Origin of the sequence: Clostridium felsineum DSM 794, from assembly GCF_002006355.2 — a bacterium.
GTDB lineage: Bacteria > Bacillota > Clostridia > Clostridiales > Clostridiaceae > Clostridium_S > Clostridium_S felsineum.
In genome coordinates, this window is the sequence record NZ_CP096980.1 from 209,859 (window position 1) to 233,224 (window position 23,366).

The 23,366-nt window shown below is 30.4% G+C and carries 21 protein-coding genes and 1 pseudogene; 18 read left to right on the forward strand and 4 right to left on the reverse strand.

The features are described from left to right. Positions 1-765: 765 nt before the first annotated feature. From CLFE_RS01055 to CLFE_RS01115, 13 genes are all read left to right on the forward strand, one after another. Positions 766-1,188, forward strand: a complete 423-nt coding sequence (locus CLFE_RS01055) for a CBS domain-containing protein (RefSeq protein ID WP_077833533.1) — start codon at positions 766-768, stop codon at positions 1,186-1,188. A gap of 172 nt (positions 1,189-1,360) precedes the next feature. Next, positions 1,361-2,518 carry an ROK family transcriptional regulator gene (locus CLFE_RS01060; RefSeq protein ID WP_077895173.1) on the forward strand — a complete coding sequence of 386 codons (1,158 nt, stop codon included), beginning with the start codon at positions 1,361-1,363 and terminating at the stop codon, positions 2,516-2,518. 115 nt (positions 2,519-2,633) lie between these two features. Continuing rightward, a complete protein-coding gene (locus CLFE_RS01065; protein WP_077895172.1) occupies positions 2,634-4,028 on the forward strand; it encodes an ABC transporter substrate-binding protein in 1,395 nt (464 codons plus the stop codon). Positions 4,029-4,045: 17 nt separating this feature from the next. Next, positions 4,046-4,909, forward strand: a complete 864-nt coding sequence (locus CLFE_RS01070) for a carbohydrate ABC transporter permease (protein ID WP_077895171.1) — start codon at positions 4,046-4,048, stop codon at positions 4,907-4,909. Then, positions 4,909-5,748 (forward strand): carbohydrate ABC transporter permease, encoded by an 840-nt coding sequence (locus tag CLFE_RS01075; protein ID WP_077895170.1) that lies wholly within the window; start codon positions 4,909-4,911, stop codon positions 5,746-5,748. Before CLFE_RS01070 ends, CLFE_RS01075 begins: the two co-directional genes overlap by 1 nt. Positions 5,749-5,874: 126 nt before the next feature. After that, positions 5,875-6,330 (forward strand): MarR family winged helix-turn-helix transcriptional regulator, encoded by a 456-nt coding sequence (locus tag CLFE_RS01080; protein WP_307875845.1) that lies wholly within the window; start codon positions 5,875-5,877, stop codon positions 6,328-6,330. Then, on the forward strand, positions 6,327-7,787 hold the full coding sequence (locus CLFE_RS01085; protein WP_077833528.1) for an MFS transporter: 1,461 nt from the start codon (positions 6,327-6,329) through the stop codon (positions 7,785-7,787). The genes CLFE_RS01080 and CLFE_RS01085 overlap by 4 nt, the downstream gene beginning before the upstream one ends. An 87-nt stretch (positions 7,788-7,874) precedes the next feature. After that, on the forward strand, positions 7,875-8,303 hold the full coding sequence (locus tag CLFE_RS01090) for a MarR family winged helix-turn-helix transcriptional regulator (RefSeq protein WP_077895168.1): 429 nt from the start codon (positions 7,875-7,877) through the stop codon (positions 8,301-8,303). Positions 8,304-8,316: 13 nt separating this feature from the next. After that, the gene (locus CLFE_RS01095; RefSeq protein WP_077833526.1) at positions 8,317-8,640 is read left to right on the forward strand and encodes a DMT family transporter; all 324 of its coding nucleotides are present in this window, start codon (positions 8,317-8,319) and stop codon (positions 8,638-8,640) included. A gap of 106 nt (positions 8,641-8,746) precedes the next feature. Continuing rightward, a complete protein-coding gene (locus tag CLFE_RS01100) occupies positions 8,747-9,517 on the forward strand; it encodes an alpha/beta hydrolase (protein ID WP_077833525.1) in 771 nt (256 codons plus the stop codon). 177 nt (positions 9,518-9,694) lie between these two features. Next, complete coding sequence (locus CLFE_RS01105) at positions 9,695-10,369, forward strand: response regulator transcription factor (protein ID WP_077833524.1); 675 nt, start codon at positions 9,695-9,697, stop codon at positions 10,367-10,369. Further along, entirely contained in the window at positions 10,369-11,736 is a 1,368-nt protein-coding gene (locus tag CLFE_RS01110) for a sensor histidine kinase (RefSeq protein WP_077895167.1), read from the forward strand. The genes CLFE_RS01105 and CLFE_RS01110 overlap by 1 nt, the downstream gene beginning before the upstream one ends. A gap of 109 nt (positions 11,737-11,845) precedes the next feature. Beyond that, positions 11,846-12,814, forward strand: a complete 969-nt coding sequence (locus CLFE_RS01115; protein ID WP_077833522.1) for a glycosyltransferase family 2 protein — start codon at positions 11,846-11,848, stop codon at positions 12,812-12,814. Between the two features lie 64 nt (positions 12,815-12,878). Here CLFE_RS01115 and CLFE_RS01120 read toward each other — a convergent pair whose 3' ends face one another. The 3 genes from CLFE_RS01120 to CLFE_RS01130 all read right to left on the reverse strand — a co-directional run bounded on the left by CLFE_RS01120 (position 12,879) and on the right by CLFE_RS01130 (position 16,055). Next, entirely contained in the window at positions 12,879-13,682 is an 804-nt protein-coding gene (locus CLFE_RS01120; protein ID WP_077895166.1) for a class I SAM-dependent methyltransferase, read from the reverse strand. 108 nt (positions 13,683-13,790) lie between these two features. Then, positions 13,791-14,480 carry an MgtC/SapB family protein gene (locus tag CLFE_RS01125; RefSeq protein ID WP_077833520.1) on the reverse strand — a complete coding sequence of 230 codons (690 nt, stop codon included), beginning with the start codon at positions 14,478-14,480 and terminating at the stop codon, positions 13,791-13,793. 126 nt (positions 14,481-14,606) lie between these two features. Continuing rightward, the gene (locus CLFE_RS01130; protein WP_077895165.1) at positions 14,607-16,055 is read right to left on the reverse strand and encodes an NADP-dependent glyceraldehyde-3-phosphate dehydrogenase; all 1,449 of its coding nucleotides are present in this window, start codon (positions 16,053-16,055) and stop codon (positions 14,607-14,609) included. Positions 16,056-16,296: 241 nt separating this feature from the next. Here CLFE_RS01130 and CLFE_RS01135 point away from each other — a divergent pair, with 241 nt between their 5' ends. The 5 genes and pseudogenes from CLFE_RS01135 (at position 16,297) to CLFE_RS01155 (ending at position 21,812) form a co-directional block, all read left to right on the forward strand. Then, positions 16,297-16,563, forward strand: a complete 267-nt coding sequence (locus CLFE_RS01135) for a metal-sensing transcriptional repressor (RefSeq protein ID WP_077833518.1) — start codon at positions 16,297-16,299, stop codon at positions 16,561-16,563. Between the two features lie 14 nt (positions 16,564-16,577). Further along, positions 16,578-19,022 (forward strand): heavy metal translocating P-type ATPase, encoded by a 2,445-nt coding sequence (locus CLFE_RS01140; protein ID WP_077895164.1) that lies wholly within the window; start codon positions 16,578-16,580, stop codon positions 19,020-19,022. A gap of 25 nt (positions 19,023-19,047) precedes the next feature. After that, positions 19,048-19,245, forward strand: a pseudogene (locus tag CLFE_RS01145) (heavy-metal-associated domain-containing protein); the annotation flags it as partial. Positions 19,246-19,463: 218 nt separating this feature from the next. Then, on the forward strand, positions 19,464-19,874 hold the full coding sequence (locus CLFE_RS01150) for a hypothetical protein (protein ID WP_077895163.1): 411 nt from the start codon (positions 19,464-19,466) through the stop codon (positions 19,872-19,874). 246 nt (positions 19,875-20,120) lie between these two features. Further along, the gene (locus CLFE_RS01155; protein WP_077895162.1) at positions 20,121-21,812 is read left to right on the forward strand and encodes an acetolactate synthase large subunit; all 1,692 of its coding nucleotides are present in this window, start codon (positions 20,121-20,123) and stop codon (positions 21,810-21,812) included. Between the two features lie 31 nt (positions 21,813-21,843). On the opposite strand, the gene CLFE_RS01160 is transcribed toward CLFE_RS01155, so the two are convergent. Then, entirely contained in the window at positions 21,844-23,301 is a 1,458-nt protein-coding gene (locus tag CLFE_RS01160; protein ID WP_077895161.1) for an aminotransferase-like domain-containing protein, read from the reverse strand. Positions 23,302-23,366: the final 65 nt, after the last annotated feature.

Sequence of the window (23,366 nt, forward strand, 5' to 3'; positions counted from 1 at the left end):
ATGATATACTGAAGTTTTATAAGTTTACATTATTTTTTTATTTTTGTTTTAAGTAGTTTAAACGAACGTAAGTTATTAGTTTAAAAAGCCCCTATTTTTATGAATAGCCCCTGATTTTTTAACAGGATAAGCTAAGCGTATATTATAAGGCAAAATTCTGTTGTAAATCTGTTATTTGTATGCAAGACTTACTAGTTATGTCTTGGTTTTAAATAGCAGATTATTTTTTTGAAATTAAGCTTGGACTTTTGATATAACTATGATAACATAAAGTTGAAATTTGAAATTTTGAACTGTATATGGTAAATTAAAACAAATATAGTGATTCAAAAATAATAATAAAGACTTTATAAAGAATGAAGATAAGTACTTCAGCAGTATATACAAATATAAAGTTAATATTCATATAAAGTTAAAAAATAGTTTATGAAAATTAAAAAAAGAACTAGTATGATGTATATATAATACAGTAAAATTCTAACATTGTGGCTCATAAAATATTCCTGCCAAAAAGGTTCGACCACAGAATCTTTTATTGGGCAGAATGTAATAGAATTATAGTATTATATAAGAGATGCAGTAAAATTGTAACATTGTAAATTATAAAGTATTCATGCAAAAGAGGTTTAATTATAGAAACGTTTACAGAACACAATGTAGCGATATAGGGGGGGAATATACTAACATTAGGATATTATATCAGCGAAGAATTAAAATATATATGTTATGTGGTAAGGCAATTAAAAAGAAAAGAGGTTAAAGTCTATGAATATAGCATTTTTTTTAACTCCTAAGAATGAGGTTATATGCGAACAAATAACTTCTACTATGAGACAAGCACTTGAAAGGATGGAATATCATAGATACACGGCAATTCCTATATTAGATGAAAAGGGAAGATATATTGGAACATTAACAGAGGGAGATTTATTATGGAAACTGAAAAACACTCCAGAACTTGACTTTCAAACAACAAATAAAGTTTCCATTAGCGAAATACCAAGGCATATGAATAATAAACCAGTGCATATAGATTCTGATATAGAAGATCTGATATCAAAATCTGTAAGTCAAAATTTTGTTCCAGTAGTAGATGATAATAATGTGTTTATAGGGATAATAAAGAGAAGTGATATTATGAATTATTGCTATTCAGAAATGTTTAAAAAAGCTAAAAAAGAAGCTTAAATAAATAGTAAGAAGGGAAATCACGTATATTATAATTTCCCTTTCTTTTGTTTTTTGAAATATTTTACTTAATAAAGTAGCTTTATAAAATGGCTTTATAAAGCTGTAAATATGTGGTATAATATAAATATAAAACATCTGATACAGATAAAATATACAAGGTTGGTGTAATATGTTTGATATAGACCAAAATTCGAATAAAGGTAAGATACTAAATTTGTTATATAGAAAAAGGGAACTAACTAAACTCGATATATCAAATGAGATTGGGGTAAGTGTTCCGACGGTAATATCTAATGTAAATGAATTAATACGAGAAGGGTTTGTAGAAGAATCGGGAGTTGCAATTTCTACAGGAGGAAGAAAACCTATAATTGTAAGTTTTCTTCCTAATAGTAGGTATGCTTTTGGAGTAGATATAAATCCAGATAAGGCAAGAGTAATTTTGACTAATTTAGATTTGGATATTAAATATGATGCTGAATTTTTAATTAATGAAGTTAGAGATATAGAGTCAGCTATGAAGAAGATTTCAGAGATAATTAAAGAAGCGTTAGAGTTTACAAAAGTCGATGAAAAAAAAGTACTTGGTATTGGATTTTCACTTCAAGGAACAGTAGATGAGAAGGAACTTGTACTTAAAAGCGCAATCAATATAGGAATAAAGGATTGGAATTTTAGAAAATTTGAAAACCTCTTTGAATTCCCTATGTTTATTGAAAATGAAGCTAATGCTGCAGCGCTTGCAGAGCTTAAAATAGGAATAGCAAAAGAAGAAAGAAATTTAGTATATATATCAGTTTCCAGCGGTTTAGGTACGGGTATAGTAATAGAAGGACAGCTTTATAAAGGAAAAAACAAAAGGGCAGGAGAAATAGGGCATATGACAATAGTACCACATGGGAAATTGTGTAGATGTGGAAGAAAAGGCTGCTGGGAAATGTATGCATCCCAAAAAGCGCTTTTAAACGAATTTAATGAATTAAGTGATACAAAGATTGAGAAATTGGAAGACTTTTTTAAACTTTTAGATGCAAGAAATGAAGTTGCAGAAAAATGTATGGAGAATTATTTAGATGCACTTGCAACAGGGATACAAAATATAGTTCTTATTTTTGATCCGCATTATATAGTTTTGGGTGGAGAAATAAGTGGATATTCAGATGTTTATTTAGACAGACTTAAGGATAAAATTTTTATCAAAAATGAATTTTATAGTAGAGAAGATTTTAAGTTACTTCCATCTAGACTTAAAAGTAATTCTTCGATTTTAGGAGCATCATTATTACCTATACAAAAGGCCTTTTTAATAGAAGAGCAAGTAATATAGAGTTAAAATACAATATCTTAAATTTATTAGGTATTGTATTTTAATAGCTCACCACAAGAGAAAACGATACCATCTTATGTAAACGATTAAATTAAATTCATGGGGGAATGTTATAATGAGTAAATTGCTAAAAAGACTGTGTTTATTTTGCATTGTAACGTGTTTGGTCACCACTACTGTAGGATGCAATTTCATAAAAAGTGATGATTATGATGTAGACTTCTTTGTTGAAAAATTTGAAATGTTGGATACTTTTAAAGCTATAGCGGCAGATTTTGAAAAAGAAACAGGGTATAAGGTAAAGGTTGAATCACCTTCAAAGGCAGCAACAATAATAAATGATCGTGTTAGAAATGATGTTGCACCTGATATATTTCAAGTTTATCCTGGACAAACAGCTTATAATATATTTCAAAAAGAAGGTAAATTAATGGATGTAACTAATTTATCATGCAATAAAAATATAGATAAAGGTGCATTAGATATGTATGCTGTTAAAGATAATAGAGAAAAAAATCATTACTATACATTACCTTTAAGCTTCTCTTGTGAAACTTTATATTACAATGAGACATTACTTCATAAGTATGGATATGACAAGCCAGGGCTTTATGGAAAAACAGAAAATGAGGCGGATAAAAATGGTCAGTATCTACCAAAAACTTGGGAGGATATGAGAAGGCTAGCTGATAAAGTAAACTCAGATAGAAAAGCAGGGATTAATAAACTTTCATTATTTGCTTTAAGTGGCTCTGATCCATATCTAATCCATGGTATGCACGAAGCTCTATGGCAGCAAGTTCTTACTAGCACAGAAGATACAAATAAGTATTTTTTAAATTCACCTAAAGGAAAGGTAGGTAAATACGAACTTGAGGTATCTGGAAAGAAGCTATCAAATATTGAGTCAAATGGGTACGATTCAGCCTTTAATAAGGTATCTGATATATTAACTTTTGTTGCAGATAATTCACAAAATAATTATGGAACAGCAAAGGCAGCGGATGCAATAACAGCATTAATAAAGGAAGAAGGACTTATATTTCCAGCAGGAACTTTTTCTCTTCCACTGATAAGACAGGCTAAGCCTAAGGATGAGATAAGAACTATGCCATTTCCAGGGACTACAGATAATAATGCAACCATAATTTCTACAGCCGATTTAGCCTTGTCTGTTAGTAAACAAGCTAAAAACATAAAAGCAGTTAAGGCATTTTTAAATTATCTAACTAGTGCTAAGGTATTCCAGAAATATTATGATGTAGATGGAAATAAGACGTCTGTAAAGGGAGTTAACACCAAAGGGAAAACACCTGAGCTTGAAGGCATAGAAAAATTGTACACAGATCCAAAACACCATGTACCATGGATACACCAATACTGGAAACAAGGTGAATCTCAAATACAAACTTTAACAATAAATTTTATGATAACTAAAAATAAAAAAGATTTATACAACAGTTTAAATCAGTATTTTGATGTAGAAAAAAGAATGGCAGATGAGAATTAAAATTGGGAGGGGTAATTATGAAATTGGCAAATAAATATTGGAAGTATGCATTTGTATTACCTATGGTTGTATTATATTTGATATTCTTCATGTATCCTCTAGTACAAGGCATAATTGTAAGTTTTACTAGTTGGGATGGATTATCTAGTGTAAAGCATTTTATAGGATTAAAGAACTATATGAACTTATTTAGTGATAACGATTTCGTAAAAAGTATATCTTTTACCTTAGAACTTACAATTGTGCTTATAGTGATTGAAATTGTTGTTGGACTTGGTATTGCAGTTTTATTAGAAAGAAAAATAAAATTTAACAGCTTTTTTAGGACAGCATATTTTTTCCCAGCAGTACTAAGTGGTATGACGGTAAGTCTTATATTCAGTCAAATATTTCAATATGGGATTCCCGAGGTAGGAAATGGACTTAATATAGCAGCATTAAAATTAAATCCATTATCAAATCATACGGGAGCTTTTATTGCAATTGCATTTGTAATGTTATGGCAAGGGGTAGCGCTTCCTATATTATTGTTCCTAGCAGGACTCATGAGTGTACCAAAAGACATAATAGAGGCTGCATCTGTTGATGGGGCTACATCAAAGCAGATCTTCTTTAAAATAAAATTACCATTTCTTTTGCCAACACTTAGTATTGTGTTTATATTAGCATTAAAGGCTGGACTACTTGCCTTTGATCAAATAGTAGCTTTAACTTATGGTAGTGTAGATACACAATCGATTGGATTATTATTATATAATGATGCAGTAAGTAGTTTTAGATTTGGATATGCAAATTCAATGGGAACACTTTTATTTATTGTAATAATAATTCTCTCATTAATTCAAATAAAAGTTTCAAGTAGATATGAGGTGAGACAATAATGAAAAGTATGGTGGAAAATAAAAAGACAAATATATTAGCCTATAGTATATTGACATTAGGCGCACTACTATTAATATTTTTACCTATATATTTGACCTTGATAGGTTCATTTAAGACAGGTGCAGATACTATTGCAGATTTTTTTAGTTTCCCAAAATCCCTTTTCATTAAAAATTATTCGGATGTCTTTAGTTCAGGATTTTCAGGATATTTTTTAAATACAGTGGAAATAACGGTTTTTTCGGTTATATTAATATTATTAATTGTTCCGTTAGGTTCCTATGCAATAGTTAGAAGTAAAAATAGTAAATTGTTTAAGTGTATATATATTGGCTGCTTGCTGGGATTATTTGTGCCTTTTCAAGTATTTATGTTACCACTTACAACTGTTGCAGCTCACCTTCATGCTATGAATAAAATAGGTCTTATATTTATATATGCAGCTTTAGCAATTCCTCAAACTATGTTTTTATATATAGGATACATGAAAGCAAATCTTCCTATGGAACTTGAGGAAGCAGCATCAATAGACGGGTGTGGTAGATTAAAGACATATATAAAAGTTGTGTTTCCACTTCTAAGACCTATAAACGCTACCATAATAATTTTAAATGCACTTTGGATATGGAATGACTTTTTACTGCCATTCTTAATACTTGGCGGGGATAATGGAAATTGGACTCTTACACTTTTCCAATATAATTATGTAGCTGCGAATCAGATGAATTATGGCCCAATGTTTGCGCTGTATATATCATCTATAGTACCAATAATAATTGTTTATATATTATTCCAAAGGCATATTATTGGTGGGATGGTAGAAGGGTCTATAAAATAGTTAATATAAATATAAAGTGTTCATAACAGCTAGTAAAAAGTTCTAGCTGTTTATTTTTTGTAGATGTTTTCATATGGTTGACTAATCAACTATTTTATGATAATTTATATTATGGAAGGAGAAATTATGGATATAAATAACTTAGTTAAATTAATTAATTGCATATATAGATGCAATCAAGTTCATCTTGATAAAAAACTCAAGGATTTAGATCTTACAGTTGGAACATACCCATATCTACTTAGGTTAAGCCACGTGGAAGGGATAAGTCAAAATGATATAAGTAGGGAACTTAGTGTTGACAAAGCTATGTCAGCTAGAAGTATAAAGAAGCTTATAGAGCTAGGATATATCACAAAGAAGGAAAACGAGGATGATATACGAGCATATAAGCTTTATTTGACGGATAAAGGTAAAGAAGTAATTCCTAAAATTCTTAATATAATAGGAGAATTGCTTGATATTTTGCTTCAAGGAAGTGATGAAAATGAAGTAGAAATGTCTATGGAGTTTTTGCAAAAGGTTTTAAATAATGCTAAGGAAAATAGGAAAAATTGTTGTGAAAGGGTGAAAAAGACTTGAATAAGGAGCAGAATGAATTATATAAAAAAAGATGGATAATTTTAGTTACAGTATTGTCAGCAACGCTTATGTCAACCCTTGATGGAAGTATTGTAAATGTAGCACTTCCAAGTATGGCATCAAGGCTTAATGTTAGTACAGCCTCAGTTCAGTGGGTTGTTACAAGCTTTCTTATAACTGTGGCAGCAACTATATTGATATTTGGAAGACTTGGAGATATAAAAGGGAAAACGAAAATATTTAAATTTGGAGTTGTTCTTTTTACTCTAGGTTCTCTTTTATGCGGACTTACAAACTCGCTTTTAATACTTGTTATAGCTAGAGTAATACAGGCAATAGGAGCAGCAGCTACAATGGCAACTAATCAGGGTATAATAACTCAAACTTTTCCTGCAAATGAAAGAGGAAGAGCACTTGGACTTTTAGGAACATTTGTAGCATTAGGAGCAATGATAGGACCTCCACTTGGTGGTTTCATAGTTTCTCTTGCAAGTTGGGAATATATATTTTTAATTAACATACCAATAGGAATAATTGTTTTTATATTATGTATTAAAGTATTTCCTAAGACAAATGAAAGAATGAATGAAAAAGTAGATGGAGTAGGAGCAGTTTTATTTACTATATTTACAGTACTATTATTCGGAGCGTTAGTTCAAGGAGAAACTATAGGCTATAGCAATATATATATAATTTTGGCATTTGTTATTTCAGCAGTAGCACTTATATCATTTTTAATTATTGAAATGAAAAGGAAGCAGCCTTTATTGGATTTAAGTATATTTAAAAATAGTTTGTTTTCTGTTAGTGTTATATGTGCATTTACATCATTTACAGCAATTAGTGCTTCAAATATAATACTTCCGTTTTATTTCCAAGATACCTTAAAGTTTTCGGCAGCTATAACTGGAATATTCATGGTGGTTTCACCAATAGTTTTAGCTATAGTGGCACCATTTAGCGGATATCTTTCAGATAAAATTGGGTCTGAAATCTTAACACTTATAGGATTATTTTTGACAAGTGTAGGTTTATTTCTTATAAGTACATTAACAGCAGCATCACCAGTAGCACTTTTAATGACTTATATAGTAGTGATGACAATAGGAAATGGAATGTTCCAAGCACCTAACAATAGTTTAGTTATGTCTACAGTGGATAAAAGTAAGCTTGGAATTGCAGGAAGTGTTAATGCCCTTATAAGAAATTTAGGCTTTGTTGTTGGTACGTCTTTTGCAACACTTCTTTTATATAACAGAATGAGCAGCAAAATGGGTTATAGAGTTGTAGATTATATAAAAGGTAGAGACGATGTTTTCATGTATGGAATGAAATGGGTATATATTGCCGCAGGAGTTTTTTGTATGATGGGAGTAATAATGACAGCTGTTAGATTTTTTAATAGTAAAAAAAAATCTAAAGATAATTTAGAGAAGTTAAGAGATAAGGCGGTATAGTAGATTTTTTATAGTATAAATGATAAAATAGTTAAAGATATTTAATTAAATGTCTTTAACTATTTTTGCTTTAAGGGGGTGAAGGTTATGGAAAAGAAGATAGCATTTATAGCTAATTATATGTGGGGACAGTCTATTAAAAACATTAAGGATGTATTATCAGAAGCTGAGATAAGTAATTTTAATATAAATGATTATTATTATTTAACTATGATTTATGAACTTAAAAATCCTAAAATGAGTGAGGTTGCAGAGAAACTTAAATTAACAAAGCCTGCAATATCAGCTTTGGTTAAAAGACTCTCAAAGAATGAATTAATTACAAAAGTACAATCGGAAAAAGACAAGAGGATCTACTATCTAAAATTAACAGGTAAAGCATTAGAAATAATCGAAGGTGATAATAGGATATATGAACAGATATTCAATACCTTAGTAGGAAAATTAGATAATAGTGAAATTGAAAAGTTAGATAGCTTTCTTGAAGAAATAATTAAGAATATAAAAACTGTTTAAGGGAGATGTTTTGATGAGTTGGATCTATTTACTTTTAGCTATAATATTTGAGGTTTCAGGAACAACATTTATGAAACAATCTAATGGTTTTAGTGATTTTAAATATGCTATTGTTATGCTAATTTTTTATGTTTTAAGTTTAAGTATGCTAACCTTAGCGTTAAAGAAAATAGATATAGGAGTAGCTTATGCTATATGGTCCGCTGTTGGTATAGTTTTAATAGTAACAATAGGTACAGTGGTATTTAAAGAGACTATTAATTTGTATAAGATAATATTTATTGGATTAATAGTAGTAGGAGTAATAGGACTTAATTTAACCTCAAAGATTCATTAATAAAAATATAAAAGTATGGATACTATTTCAACGCATTGACAAAAACTCTCTCTAATCGTATACTAAATATATATGATTACTAGGTAAAAGCTCAGGGGGGATTAAAATGCAGAAGACAGTTGAAATAGAGAGTGAAAATTTAACGTTAAGGGGAGTAATCCATATACCCAATAATATAGAAGAAAAAATGCCAATTGTTATAATATATCATGGATTTTGCGGAAATAAGATGGGACCTCATTTTATATTTGTTAAACTAGCACGGACACTGGAAAAATTAGGTATAGCAAGTATTAGATTTGATTTTGCTGGAACGGGTGAAAGTGATGGAGATTTTGTAGATATGACTTTTAGCAAGGAGGTATATGATGCTAATGTCATATTGGATTATGTTAAGACTTTAGATTTCATCGATAAAGAAAGAATTGCTATACTTGGTTTTAGTATGGGGGGTGCTATAGCAAGTGTTGTTGCGGGAGATAGAGGAGATGAAATAAAAACCTTATGCCTATGGGCACCTGCAGGAAATATGGAAGAGGTTATATTATCAGATGCTTATATTGGAGATAGTTACAATAAAGTTATTGAAACTGGGACTTTTGATGTAGAGGGATTATTGCTAGGAAAAGAATTTTTAGAGGATATTCATACGATAGATATATTTGATAGAGCAGCAGCTTACAATAAGGAATCTATAATCATTCATGGAAGTAAAGATGAAATAGTACCACTAAGTACATCGGAGAAATATTTAACATTATATAAAGAAAAATCTTCACTAGAATTAGTAAAAGGGGCAAATCATATATTTGAGAAAAATAGTTGGGAAAATAGGGTTATTGATATTACAAAACAATATTTAAAGGATAAGTTATGATATTTAAAATACTATAATTACACATAAACTATTGAATGTACACTACATATATTCATTAGTTTATTTTTTTATAAAAATTAAGATAAAAGTTAGTTCAAATTCACATATTTTTCACATGGGTTTTTAAAATATATGTGATAAAATTTTATTTAGCGATATAAAATAGGGGTGATAATTTTGGGAAAGAGAATATATTTAGTTGAAGACGAACAAAGCTTGAATATTCTACTTGATAAATATCTTACCAAAGAAGGATACAGTGTAACTACTTTCTCAGACGGTAATTCTGCAAGAGAAAAAATAAAAGACATGCCAGATTTATGGATACTTGATATAATGCTTCCAGATATAGATGGATATGAGCTTATTAAAAACATTAAACAAAATGATAAAAATACACCTGTAATATTTATGTCTGCAAGGAATGAGGAATTAGATAGAGTGGTTGGATTAGAACTTGGAAGTGATGATTATTTATCTAAACCCTTCCTTCCAAGGGAGCTTGTCATAAGAACAAATAAGCTTATGGAGAGGTTATACGGAGATTTCAAGGAGAAAAATGCAGATGATATAAAGATAGGAGAATATACAATAAGTAAAAAACAAAGATTGGTGCTTTTTAAAGAAGAAGAGTTGCAGCTTACTAATAAAGAATTTGAATTATTAAGCTACCTTGGAGATAATAAAAATAATGTTATATCAAGGGAACAAATCCTAATAAACGTTTGGGGTAATGATTATTTTGGATCTGACAGAGTTGTTGATGATACCATAAGGAGACTTAGAAAAAAAGTAAGTAAGATAACAATAGAGACAGTTTATGGCTTTGGTTACAAGTTGGTGATTAGATAATGAAAATATTTAAAATAAAGACTATAACAATGAGGATATGGATAACATTTACCATAATGATTTTGATAATAGTTTGTAGTATTTCATTATTGTATATATCAGCGTTTAGAGCCTTTGATGAAAGCCAAAAAATGCAGGATTTAAAGACCGCTCATGATACAATAATTAAAAATCCTAGTACGGATAAACCCTTAAGATTTGATAAAATAAAAAACTTGGAGAGAAGTAAAAGTTTCTTAGTAACAGTAAAGTCTGATGAATATGAAATACAAGATGTAAATAAGTCTCCAAACGGTGGACCAATGATGCCAGACAACAATATGAGAAAATGGATAATTGGATATTTAGATAAGGCAGGAAATTCAGAAAAACAGTTTAAAGACTACTATAATGGAATGAAGGTTCTTTTTATAATAAGTCCTGCAAGTAGTTATGGGAAGGATTCATATTTTGTAACCTACATGCCTTATTTTGTTGATAATAGAATACTGTATCAGGTGTGCTTAGTTGGACTTGTTTTTATAATAATAGGTTTTTTTACAGCTAAAATTGTAGCTGGACATATATCAAAGCCACTTAAGGAGTTAGAAAATTACACTAAAAGGATAGCTAATAAGGAGTGGAAAGAGCCTATAGAGGTAAGTAGTGACGATGAAATAGGGAGTTTAGCTAATTCGATGAATATTATGCAAAAACAATTAAAGTATGCAGATGAAAATGAAAAAATGTTTTTACAGAGCATATCACATGATTTGAAAACTCCTGTTATGGTTATAATGAGTCACGCAGAAGCAATTATTGATGGCATTTATATTGATTCAGTAGAAAAAACAGCAGAAATAATAAAAGATGAGGCTATTAGACTTGAAAAAAAAATCAAGCAAATGCTGTATCTAAATACACTTGACTATATATTAGAAAATGATGTGGAAAATAAGATTATAAATTTAAATAATTTACTATATAATATGGTGGACAGATTTGAGATATTCAATTTTGATATTAAAACGGATATAAGTGAGGATGCAATTAATTTTTTGGGGAACGAAGAAAAAATTAAAATAGCTATAGAAAATATATTGGATAATGCTTTAAGATATGCCAGAAAGGAAATAGTATTACGATTAAAAAGGTATAAAGAAAATTTAGCTGAAATAGAAATATATAATGACGGAGAGAATATTTCAGAAAAGAGTATAGAAAAAATATTTGATAATTTATACAAGGACAAAAAAGGCAAGTTCGGACTTGGACTTGCAATATCCAAGAAGATAGTAGATTTTTATGGAGGAGAAATTAAGGCAATTAATAGGAAAGTAGGGGTTAGTTTTTTAATAAAATGTCCAATATATAAAGGAGAGGCTTAATTTACTAATTAAAAATATATAAATCACACAAAGTTCACATAGATATTTGACATTGTAACTGTATTTTTCTAGTATAATTTAGTCAAGAAAATAGGAGAGGTGAAGTGCTATGGGATACAGAGTAGTTTATAGTGTGGTTGTGCCCATATTTAATGAGGAACTTGTTATTCTTGAAAGTTATAAAAGACTCAAAGAGGTTATGGATAAAACGAATGAAGAATATGAGTTAGTGTTTGTCAATGATGGAAGTAGAGATTCCACAAAGAAAAAAACAGAGCTAATTTGTGAAAAGGACGATAGAGTCAAACTTGTTAATTTCTCAAGAAATTTTGGACATCAAGCAGCAATAACAGCTGGAATGGATGTAGCAGTTGGAGATGCAATAGTAGTAATTGATGCAGATCTTCAAGATCCACCAGAAGTAATATTACAAATGATTGAAAAATGGAAACAAGGATACGAGGTTGTTTATGGAAAAAGAGCTAAAAGAGAGGGAGAAACTTTTTTTAAGAAAATTACTTCAAGCATGTACTATAGAATATTAAAGAGTATGACCAATGTGGATGTACCAGTAGATGTTGGGGATTTTAGACTTATTGATAGAAAAGTTTGCGATGCGTTAGCTTCGCTTCCTGAAAAAAGTAGATATGTTAGAGGACTTGTTAGTTGGGTTGGCTTTAAACAAACTTATGTAGAGTTTGTAAGACACGAAAGATTTGCAGGTGAAACAAAATACCCATTAAAGAAAATGGTTAAGTTAGCACTAGATGGTATAACATCACTTTCATACAAACCGCTTGCATTTTCAAGTTATATGGGTGTGATTTTTTCAATTATAGGTGTAATTGCTGCTATTAGTATAATTATAAGAAATGTAGTGTTAAAGGCACATGTTTTAAGTTTAGGTTTACTACTATCATTAATTGTAATTATGTTTGGTATGTTATTTGTTACTAATGGTATTATGGGGCAGTATATTGCAAGAATATTTGAGGAAAGTAAGGAGAGGCCTGTCTATATAATAGATAACATAGTAAACTATAAAGAGCAGGATATGCAACGAAAAAAAGTAAATTAACTTATAATATGCACTAATATGGCAGGATAATTATTAGACTGTCTTATTAGTGCATATTATGGTTTTAATTATGTTTTTCAGCAGTTAAGGTAAAGGTTTTTGGAATACCCTTATCAAAGTTATCACAGGATAGGTTTGGTTCCTCATTAAGTGATTTGATTTTAAAACTGCCTTCTGCAACAGCTGTTACAATTTCACCAAGGGTCCATTTTCTTAGAAGTACTTTTTCAGGGGTACTGTTATCAAGAAGATATTTTGAAAAAGCGGCATCTTTTTCTTCTAGAGATGTATCAAAATAATCTCCAGTAACTTTATGCTTTCTAATTTTTGCAGTAGAGCCCCTAGAAGTAATTAATTTAGTAGATATAGGATGAAAGTCTCTAAGTACAAATAATCCATTAGTTTTAAGCAGTTTATTTATTATTTCTATAAATGGTTTCAAGTCAATAAAATAGTGTAGTATACCCATTTCAGCAAATACTATATCATAATCCTCTGTTAATTTATCTTTAGGTAGTTTTAATATATCACTTAGAATATAATTTATATTAGCATTAGCTTCTCTTGCTAAATCAAGAGCGTAATGCATATTCCCTTTTGAAAAATCCACAACAGTAACATCAGCACCAAGTAAAGCTAAAGCAACAGCTTTACTGCCATTTGACCCCATAATATTCATTATTTTTTTGCCTTTTACATCTCCAAACTTTTCATGCAAAACTGATAAGATTTTATAAGGGTTTTTAGTTATTCTTTCTGCTGCATTTTTGGGAGTTCCAAAGCGCTGAACCCATGCTGAGTATGTTTCTTTATTCCATGCATCTTCGTTTATATTAGAAGTTATTTGCTTATTAATATCGTCTTTCATATAAGTTTAAGCCTCCATAATGATTTAAGTGTTTTAAATAGGTTATCATTAAAATCTACAATAAGCTTATTATATAATAAAAATAATCTCCTTGAAAACAGGAGACTATTAAAATTCTATGCATTTTATAAATGGATAGTCCTGAATTAGTAAAAGAAAATCAGAAGTATCGTAAGAGTAAGGTACTTTTAGAATAAGATTCATAGTTATAAGTTTTTGTTTTTCACAATTACCTTCAGTAGTATTTTTTATTTTAAAGCTTAAAATAAAAATGTCATTCTGGTCAAATATATTACGAAGTTTACTTATTACATCAGGTTCATTTAATACTTTAATGCTTAATTCTTCAGTCTTTGGCGTTGAAAGCCAAGAAAAATTACTATGAAGAAAAGTTTGACCTAATAGTATTATGAAAGAAGAAAGTAAACCTATAATATAAAGACCTGAACCAATAGCAAGGCCAACTCCAGCAGTGGCCCAAACTCCAGCAGCAGTAGTTAGACCTTTAACAGATTGCCGCCTCATAAATATCATTCCAGCACCTAAAAAACCAATACCACTTACAACTTGAGCAGCAACACGTGATGGGTCTATTGAGATATTTAGTACACCAACTTGATCCTGAAAGCCGTATTTAGATACTATCATTATTAGAGCTGAACTCAAACAAACGATAAAGTGAGTACGTATGCCAGCCTCTTTCATTCTATTTTTTCTTTCATATCCAATAAGACCACCACATACACCTGCAATTAATATTCTAATAAAATAAGTTAATTCGGTATTATAACTAAACATAATAAAGCATCTCCAGTAAATTAATATACAATTACTATGTTTATTATAGTTATAGTAAAAATGTGAATAGTTTTTAAAAAATTAGGGAAATAAAGTTCACATGTGTGGATTTATTTCCCTGGAAGGTTATATATTTAAAACTATGGATTTATGTCTTGTCATAGCTTCTATACTGTATCTAACACCTTGAGTTCCCATACCAGAAGATTTTGTGCCAAGGAATGGAAAGTGATCAGGACCTCTTTCAGGTTTATTATTTACTTGGACGGTTCCGACCTCTAGTTTGTTTGCAATATAAAAGGCATCATGCATATTTTCAGTAAATACTGCTGCTTGAAGACCATATTCAGACCTGTTTGAAAGGTCTATTGCCTCATCTATACTTTTTACACGGATGATAGGAAGTACTGGACCAAAAGGCTCTTCCCAAGCTATTCTCATATCTTCAGTTACATTATCAAATAGTGTTGGATATATTAAGTTTTTTTCACGCTTATTTCCCACAACTAAAGTTGCACCTTTATTTATGGCATCATCAATAAGAGTTTGAACATAGTCAGCAGCTTTGTTATCTATAAGGGGAGTTATAGTTACATTTTCAGAAGGTTTACCAACCTTTAATTCTTTTACTTTCTCCTTGACTAGGCTAACTAGTTTATCAGCAACAGAATCCATTACAAGAACTCTTTTTACAGCAGTACATCTTTGACCGGAGTATCCATAAGCTCCAGAGACTATACTGTTTGCAGCAGCACTTAAATTAGCATCTTCAAGAACAATAGCAGCATCTTTTCCACCTAATTCTAAAACCACAGGTATCATACCTGCTATTTTAGAGATGTGTTTACCTACGGCAGAGCTTCCAGTGAAATTAATTAGGTTTACAGCTTCATGAGTGATAAGGTAGTCGCCTATTTCAGAACCTCTTCCAGTTATGGTATTTAAAACACCTGCAGGTAGACCTGCGGCATTAAAAACTTCCGCAAGATGAAGTGCGCTTATAGCACCAACTGTAGGTGGTTTTAATACAACACTGTTACCAGCTATAAGTGCTGGAGCAACTTTAGAGGCTGATAGATTTACAGGGTAGTTAAAAGGAGATATTGCTAAAACTACACCTAAAGGAACTCTTTCTACTAAAGAAATTTTACCTTTTTTTGAACCTGGAAAATTATCAGAGCTAATAGCTTCACCTTCCATGTGAGTGCCTTCATTAGCAGTATATCTTATAAAGTCAGCTGTTCTTTTAACTTCTGAGAGAGCAGAGTTAATATCTTTTGCTATTTCATTTGATAGAACTTTAGCTAGATATTCTGCATTATCATCTAATATGTCAGCAGCTTTACGCATAATGCTAGCACGTTCATTTATTGGAGTATCACTCCATTTTTTTTGAGCAGCCCTTGAATTCTTAAAAATCTCATCAACTTCATCTTTTGATACAGCTTGAATTTTTCCAATTAAACTTTCATCATATGGAGAGTGAGTTTCTATAGTATTTTTTGTTTTACTTTCAATCCAGTTTCCATCAAATAAATTTTTATAAATTCTATTTGATGATATATTTTCAAACATAAAGTACACCACCTTTAAATAGATAATTCATTTTTAGTATCACAATTTATAAGAAAAATACTCAAACTATTGATAATTGTTAATTTATACAAGTTAAGTATATTTATAATATACTCCATAACAGAAAAATAGTCAATAATAATTATTAAAAAATAATAATTGTTTAAATTACTTTACTTGACAAAAAATGATTGTGGTGCTATTTTATAAGAAAAGGACACTATAGGGGGGAGGGGTATACTTGAATAAAGAAAAAGAAAATGCAGTTAGAGCTTTAAAGACATCAAAGGGACAAATTGAGGGAATAATAAAGATGATAGAAGATGGTAGGTATTGTATTGATGTATCTAATCAAATAGTTGCTGCTTCTGCGCTTTTAAAAAAAGCTAATATGCTTATATTGAAACAACATCTTAATAATTGTGTTAAAGAAGCATTTCTTCATAATAACGGAGAAGAAAAAGTCAATGAAATTATGGAGCTTCTTTCTAGAATAAATAATAAATAAAGAAGGGATTTTAGATGGCAAAGGAGACTTTAAGAATAGAAGGAATGACATGTGCTGCGTGTGCAAGAGCAGTTGAGAAGGCCTCAAGTAAGTTGGAAGGCGTTTCTGAAGCAAATGTAAATCTTGCATCGGAAAAGTTAAGTATAAGTTTTGAGGAAGCTAAGGTAAATATATCAGATATTCAAAATGCAATAGAGAAAGCAGGGTATAAAGCATTAACGGAAACTGTAAATAAAACAATCTCCATTGGAGGAATGACATGTGCTGCTTGTGCGAGAACGGTTGAAAGAGTAACGGGTAAATTAGATGGTGTAACTAGTTCTAATGTGAATTTAGCAACAGAGAAGTTAAATATAAGCTTTGAAGAGTCTAAGATAAATCTTAATGGTATAAAACAGGCAATAGAAAAAGCAGGATATAAGGCATTAGACGAAGGTTCAGATATAGATGTTGATAAAGAAAGAAAAGAAAAGGCAATAAAAAGCTTATGGAATAGATTTAAAATATCAGCCATATTTGCAGTTCCACTGCTTATAATAGCAATGGGACCTATGATATTTAAAGCAATGGGTTTAATGCTACCTTCCATTATTGACCCAATGGAACATGCAAAAATTTATGGTGTTTTAGAACTTATACTAGTTATGCCGATTATATTTGAAGGAAGAAAATTTTTCAAGGTAGGATTTAAAACGCTTATAAAAAGAAGTCCTAATATGGATTCTTTAGTAGCTATTGGTTCGGGAGCTGCATTTTTATATAGTTTATTTGGATTGTATCAAATATTTAGTGGTAATCATAATGCAGAACTTTATTTTGAATCAGCAGGAATAATATTAACCTTAATAACTCTTGGTAAATATATGGAGGCTGTATCAAAGGGAAAAACCTCAGAGGCAATAAAGAAACTTATAGGATTAACACCTAAAACTGCGCTTATTGTAAAGGATGGAATTGAAAAGGAAGTAGCAATAGATGAAGTTAAACCTGGTGATATAGTAATTGTTAAACCAGGAAGCAGATTGCCAGTGGATGGAATAGTTGTAGAAGGAAGTACAGCTATTGATGAATCTATGCTTACAGGAGAGAGTATTCCTGTTTTAAAGAAGCCAGGAGATAAAGTTATAGGAGCAAGTATAAATAAAAATGGGTCTATAAGGTATAAGGTAACTAAAGTTGGTAAGGATACAGTGCTTTCACAAATTGTAAAACTTGTTGAGGATGCACAGGGCTCAAAAGCACCTATTGCTAAATTGGCAGATGTGGTATCAGGTTACTTTGTTCCAGTGGTAATAGTTCTTGCAATAATAGCAGCATTGGCTTGGTTTATATCAGGTAAGGATCTAACTTTTACATTAACAATATTTATATCAGTTCTTGTTATAGCTTGTCCTTGCGCACTAGGATTAGCTACACCAACAGCTATTATGGTAGGAACAGGAAAAGGTGCAGAGTATGGAGTACTGATTAAGAACGGTACAGCACTTGAAAATACTCATAAAATACAAACTATAGTATTTGATAAAACAGGTACTATAACTGAAGGAAAGCCTGAGTTAACAGACATAAAGGTAGTTGGAGGAATTTCTGAAGAGGAATTACTTAAAATAGCAGCTTCTGTTGAAAAGACATCTGAACATCCACTGGGAGAGGCAATTGTAAAAGAAGCAGAAAGCAGGAAGCTAGAACTTATAAAGATTAATGATTTTAAATCAATTACTGGTCATGGTATTGAAGCCATTGTAAATGGCAAAAAAGTATTTTTGGGAAATAAAAAATTGATGGAAGATAATGATATAAACATAAAAAATATATATGATTATGTAGACAATTTAGCAGAGCTTGGAAAAACACCAATGTATATTGCTATAGAAAAAGAAATAAAAGGAATAATAGCAGTTGCAGATAGCATAAAAGAAAATAGCTATAAAGCAATAAAAAAACTTCATGAAATGAATATAGAAGTGGCAATGATAACTGGAGATAATAAGAAATCTGCGAGTGCAATAGCGAAGAAACTTGGAATAGACAAAGTACTTGCAGAAGTTCTTCCAGAGGATAAGGCCAATGAAGTAAAAAAGCTTCAAGAGAGTGGTAAAAAAGTTGCTATGGTAGGTGATGGAATTAATGATGCGCCAGCACTAGCTCAAGCAGATATAGGGATGGCAATAGGTAAGGGAACTGATATTGCCATGGAATCAGCAGATATCGTGCTTATGAAAAGTGATCTTATGGATGTTATTACCGCTATAGAATTAAGTAAAAAAACTATAAAGAATATAAAAGAAAATTTGTTTTGGGCATTTGGATACAATGTAGTAGGAATTCCTGTGGCTATGGGAATTTTGTATTTATTTAATGGACCGCTGTTAAATCCAATGATAGCAGCAGCAGCTATGAGCTTAAGTTCAGTTTCCGTGTTAACTAATGCATTAAGATTAAAAAGGTTTAAAATATAATTTAAATATATAGGAGGAGATTAAAATGGCAAAGAAAATATTAATAGAAGGAATGAGTTGTGAGCATTGTGTAGCACATGTAAAGGAGGCTTTAGAGGAAATTGGTGGAGAAAACATCAATGTAAATTTAAAGAAAAAGTTAGCATTAATAAGTAACGACATAGAGGATAAGAAAATAAAAGCAGCCATTGAGAATGCAGGCTATGAGGTTATAAAAGTAGAGGAAACATCTGATAGTGGCGAATCCAAATTAAAGGGCTTCTTTAAAAAGATTACCAAATAGCAATAAAAAATCCACTTTAAATAAGCTTTAATATATACGAAAAAATAAATAAGGAAACTGAAGATGAAATTAATTCACGCTTTGGTTTCCTTATATTTATTGTATAATAAGTATATATAGGCTTTAATTATAATATTCAGTAAAGTAAGGAGAGTATAATGGAAAATGAAGTAATACTTGTAGAAGTATTTGGAGTCAAGGAAGAGGTCTCTTGTGGCGGATGTCCAAGTAAAAGTGAGAATAGTTCTTGTTCAAACTGTAATACTTGCACTAAAACTTGTAGTGGTGGATGTTCGTCAGGATGTGGCAATAATAAATCAATGTATGATTTATACAAAGATTTTAAAAAATATATAGAAAAAACAGATGTAGGGCAAAGTGTTGAGGTTCAATTTATAGATGTAAAGACAATGGATGCTGAACAATATGAATATGTTAAAAAAGCTACTGAAAAAAAATATATGCTACCAGTAATTGCTATAAATGAATATATAAGATTTTATGGAGGAATGAAGGATAAACTTATATATGATGCAATTAAAAAAGAATTGAATAATCAGTATATGTAAAATTCAAAAAAACATAAATTGGAAATAACTAGTATGGATTTTTTTATAGTTTTTTGTGTTGATAAATCTATATATTTTCAGTATTTATTTTGAAAAAAAGTAATTTAATGGGTAAAAATTCCTGATAACTTGATTAATTTAAAAAAAACATTGACAAAAGATAACAGCAATTATATATTTAAATATTGTCAATTAGAGGTATTTTTTTAAAAAATAATTTAGATATAGAATAAGGGGTTAATATCTATGAGTGAAAATTTAAAGCAAGATAAGGATTCTGAAATTTCAAAAATTGGGGATGACGAAAAAATCATGACTACAGCTGAATTGGTTGTAAAGTGTTTAGAAAATGAAAATGTGGAGTATATATTTGGTATACCAGGAGAAGAAAATTTAGCACTTATAAAGGCGCTTACGAAATCGTCTATAAAATTTATAACTACACGTCATGAGCAGGGTGCAGCTTTTATGGCAGATGTATATGGAAGATTAACAGGGAAACCTGGAGTATGTCTTTCAACGCTGGGACCTGGAGCTACAAATCTTATGACAGGAGTTGCGGATGCAAATCTTGATGGAGCACCTGTAGTTGCTATAACTGGACAAGTTGGAACAGATAGAATGCATATAGAATCACATCAACACCTTGATTTAGTTGCTATGTTTGCTCCTGTGACTAAATGGAACAAACAGATAGTGAGACCCGATACTGCACCTGAAATAATAAGAAAAGCATTTAAGACAGCAGTAAGTGAAAAACCAGGAGCATGCCATATAGATATTCCTCAAAATATTGCAGAGATGCCAGTAGAAGGAAGACCGTTAAGACATACAGTTACGGATAAAAGTTTTGCAGCCTATAGCAGCATAGAAAAGGCAGCTATAGCTATCTCAAGGGCAAAGAATCCATTAATACTTGCAGGTAATGGTGCAATACGTTCAAAAGCAAGTAAAGCTGTTTTAGACATGGCAGAGGCACTAAATATTCCGGTTGCAAACACTTTTATGGGTAAGGGAATAATACCTTTCGATCATCCTCTTTCATTATGGAGTATGGGACTTGCACAAAAGGACTTTATAAATAGAATTTTTGAAAAAACGGATCTTGTTATTGCTATAGGATATGATATAGTTGAGTATTCACCTAAAAAGTGGAATCCAAAAGGACAAATTAAGATAATTCACATAGGTGAAAAATTAGCAGAGGTTAATAATAGCTATCTTCCAGAGGTCGAAGTTATAGGAGATATTTCAGATTCTATTCATGAGATAGTTAGACGTTCAAATAGAATAGATACACCTAAACAGGCTCTCAAGGTAAAAGAAGACATGCACAAAAATTATGAAGAATACAGTGAAGATGATGGTTTCCCAATAAAGCCACAAAAAATACTATATGATTTACGCAGGGTTATGGGAAAAGATGATATAGTAATATCTGATGTAGGAGCTCATAAAATGTGGATAGCTAGAAATTATCACTGTTATAAGCCTAATACATGTATAATTTCAAATGGATTTGCATCAATGGGAATAGCTATTCCAGGAGCATTGGCAGCTAAGCTTGTGAATCCAGATAAAAAGGTAGTTGCAGTCACAGGTGATGGAGGTTTCATGATGAATTCGCAAGAACTTGAAACTGCGCTTAGAATAGGAACACCTTTTGTAACACTAATATTTAATGATAGCAACTATGGACTTATAAAGTGGAAGCAAGAAGAGAGATACGGAGAATCTGCTTATATAAACTTCACTAATCCTGATTTTAAAATGTATGCGGAAAGTATGGGACTTAAAGGTTATAGAATAACTAAGGCTGAGGAGTTAATACCTACACTAGAAGAAGCCTTTAGTCAGAAGGTTCCAGCAGTAATTGATTGTGCTGTAGACTATAGTGAAAATCTTAAATTATCACATAAATTAGAAGAGCTAAAATAGTTAATTAGAGTATATATAATGCGTTTATGTATTATATATACTCTAATTTATTTTTTAAATTTGAAATAATTTCACCCATTATTTGAAAACCCATCTTAATTTGAGCTTCATTAACACGTGAGAAGCCAATTCTAAAAGTATCTTTACCTTGATTATCAGTGTAAAAAATATCACCAGGGGTAAAGGCTATGCCTTTTTTATAACATTCACTAAGTAGTTCTCTTGAGTTTATACCTGTTACTTTAATAAATATGTGTAGTCCGCCTTCACCCCATATTTTTGCATATGGTAAATACTTATTTGCATATTTTATTGTTAGTTCATACTTATTTTTGTAGTATCGTTTAGCCTTTTTTACATACTTACTAAAATTTTTGCCACGTAAATATTCATAAAGTATAGCTTGGTCTAAAAAAGAGGTATGTATATTTGTGCTGCGTTTTATACTTTCTAAATAATTAATTAGTTCTGTGTCAGCCATAACCCAACCTATGCGCATGCCAGGGAATAAAATTTTAGATAGGCTGCCTATGTATATTACATTATTATTATTTGAATTTAAGGCTGCTAGGGAGGTTATATTTGAATTTGAATACCTAAGTTCTTCATTAAAACCATCTTCGATTATAGGAACATTAAAAGAATTAATTAGTTCTATGACTTTTAAACGTTTTTCTGATGACATAACAATTCCTGTGGGATTATGGTATGTTGGAATTAAAAACACTGCCTTTGGAACTTCCTTTTCTAACTCGTTTTTTAGAGAAGAGATGTTTATTCCATCATCATCCATATCAATGCCCTTTATATTTAGATTATGAAGCTTCATAATTTTTAAAGAAGTATTGTGTGTAGGATTTTCGCAGAGTATTCTATCACCTTTTTCGGTTATAGAGGATAAAACTATATTAAAACCTTCTGTAAAACCGTTGGTTATAAGAATATCTTTGTTATCAAGGTTAATACCTTTATGGGACATATAAGTTTTTAGATATTCAATTAAAGGCTTGTAACCTTTAGCATAACCATAATTTAATATATTGTTACCTTCAATAGATATTATATTTAAAAAATCTCTTTTAATTTCATCAATATCAAATAAACTTTTGTTAGGAGAAATACTATCAAAAGGAATAATATCATCTGTCCCTCTCAGTTCATGTTTAGTCGTATCAAGCTTTTCTGCCATTATAGCATGTGCACTTATAAAGTTATTCCAATTTAGGTTTTTGGATATTTTAGAGATAACTTTTTTGCTTGAAATGAAAGTGCCTTTTCCTTTAATAGTGTCAGTAAAACCTTCATTTGTTAAATTCTCATAAACATCTATTATGGTATTTCTGCTTACATTAAGCATTAAACTCATTTCCCGAGTAGACGGTAGTTTTTCGTTTTTTTGAAGTATTCCTGTTTCAATTAAATTTTTTATGTAAGTCTCTATTTGAAGTTTTTTATGAGTTTTTGATGTGAATTTTAAATTAAAAATCATATTTTCACCTCTAATTTACTATTAAAAAATACTAAAGCATTCTGCTCCATAAAAGATTCTAAGGT

Bases quoted from the DNA above. Each gene is read 5' to 3' on its own strand.
- CLFE_RS01075 (WP_077895170.1), top strand. From the start codon at position 4,909: ATGAAAAGTATGGTGGAAAATAAAAAGACAAATATATTAGCCTATAGT.
- CLFE_RS01090 (WP_077895168.1), top strand. From the start codon at position 7,875: ATGGAAAAGAAGATAGCATTTATAGCTAATTATATGTGGGGACAGTCT.
- CLFE_RS01065 (WP_077895172.1), top strand. From the start codon at position 2,634: ATGAGTAAATTGCTAAAAAGACTGTGTTTATTTTGCATTGTAACGTGT.
- CLFE_RS01060 (WP_077895173.1), top strand. From the start codon at position 1,361: ATGTTTGATATAGACCAAAATTCGAATAAAGGTAAGATACTAAATTTG.
- CLFE_RS01130 (WP_077895165.1), bottom strand. From the start codon at position 16,055: ATGTTTGAAAATATATCATCAAATAGAATTTATAAAAATTTATTTGAT.
- CLFE_RS01120 (WP_077895166.1), bottom strand. From the start codon at position 13,682: ATGAAAGACGATATTAATAAGCAAATAACTTCTAATATAAACGAAGAT.
- CLFE_RS01110 (WP_077895167.1), top strand. From the start codon at position 10,369: ATGAAAATATTTAAAATAAAGACTATAACAATGAGGATATGGATAACA.
- CLFE_RS01080 (WP_307875845.1), top strand. From the start codon at position 5,875: ATGGATATAAATAACTTAGTTAAATTAATTAATTGCATATATAGATGC.
- CLFE_RS01155 (WP_077895162.1), top strand. From the start codon at position 20,121: ATGAGTGAAAATTTAAAGCAAGATAAGGATTCTGAAATTTCAAAAATT.
- CLFE_RS01115 (WP_077833522.1), top strand. From the start codon at position 11,846: ATGGGATACAGAGTAGTTTATAGTGTGGTTGTGCCCATATTTAATGAG.
- CLFE_RS01140 (WP_077895164.1), top strand. From the start codon at position 16,578: ATGGCAAAGGAGACTTTAAGAATAGAAGGAATGACATGTGCTGCGTGT.
- CLFE_RS01100 (WP_077833525.1), top strand. From the start codon at position 8,747: ATGCAGAAGACAGTTGAAATAGAGAGTGAAAATTTAACGTTAAGGGGA.
- CLFE_RS01125 (WP_077833520.1), bottom strand. From the start codon at position 14,480: ATGTTTAGTTATAATACCGAATTAACTTATTTTATTAGAATATTAATT.
- CLFE_RS01160 (WP_077895161.1), bottom strand. From the start codon at position 23,301: ATGATTTTTAATTTAAAATTCACATCAAAAACTCATAAAAAACTTCAA.
- CLFE_RS01150 (WP_077895163.1), top strand. From the start codon at position 19,464: ATGGAAAATGAAGTAATACTTGTAGAAGTATTTGGAGTCAAGGAAGAG.
- CLFE_RS01055 (WP_077833533.1), top strand. From the start codon at position 766: ATGAATATAGCATTTTTTTTAACTCCTAAGAATGAGGTTATATGCGAA.
- CLFE_RS01070 (WP_077895171.1), top strand. From the start codon at position 4,046: ATGAAATTGGCAAATAAATATTGGAAGTATGCATTTGTATTACCTATG.
- CLFE_RS01095 (WP_077833526.1), top strand. From the start codon at position 8,317: ATGAGTTGGATCTATTTACTTTTAGCTATAATATTTGAGGTTTCAGGA.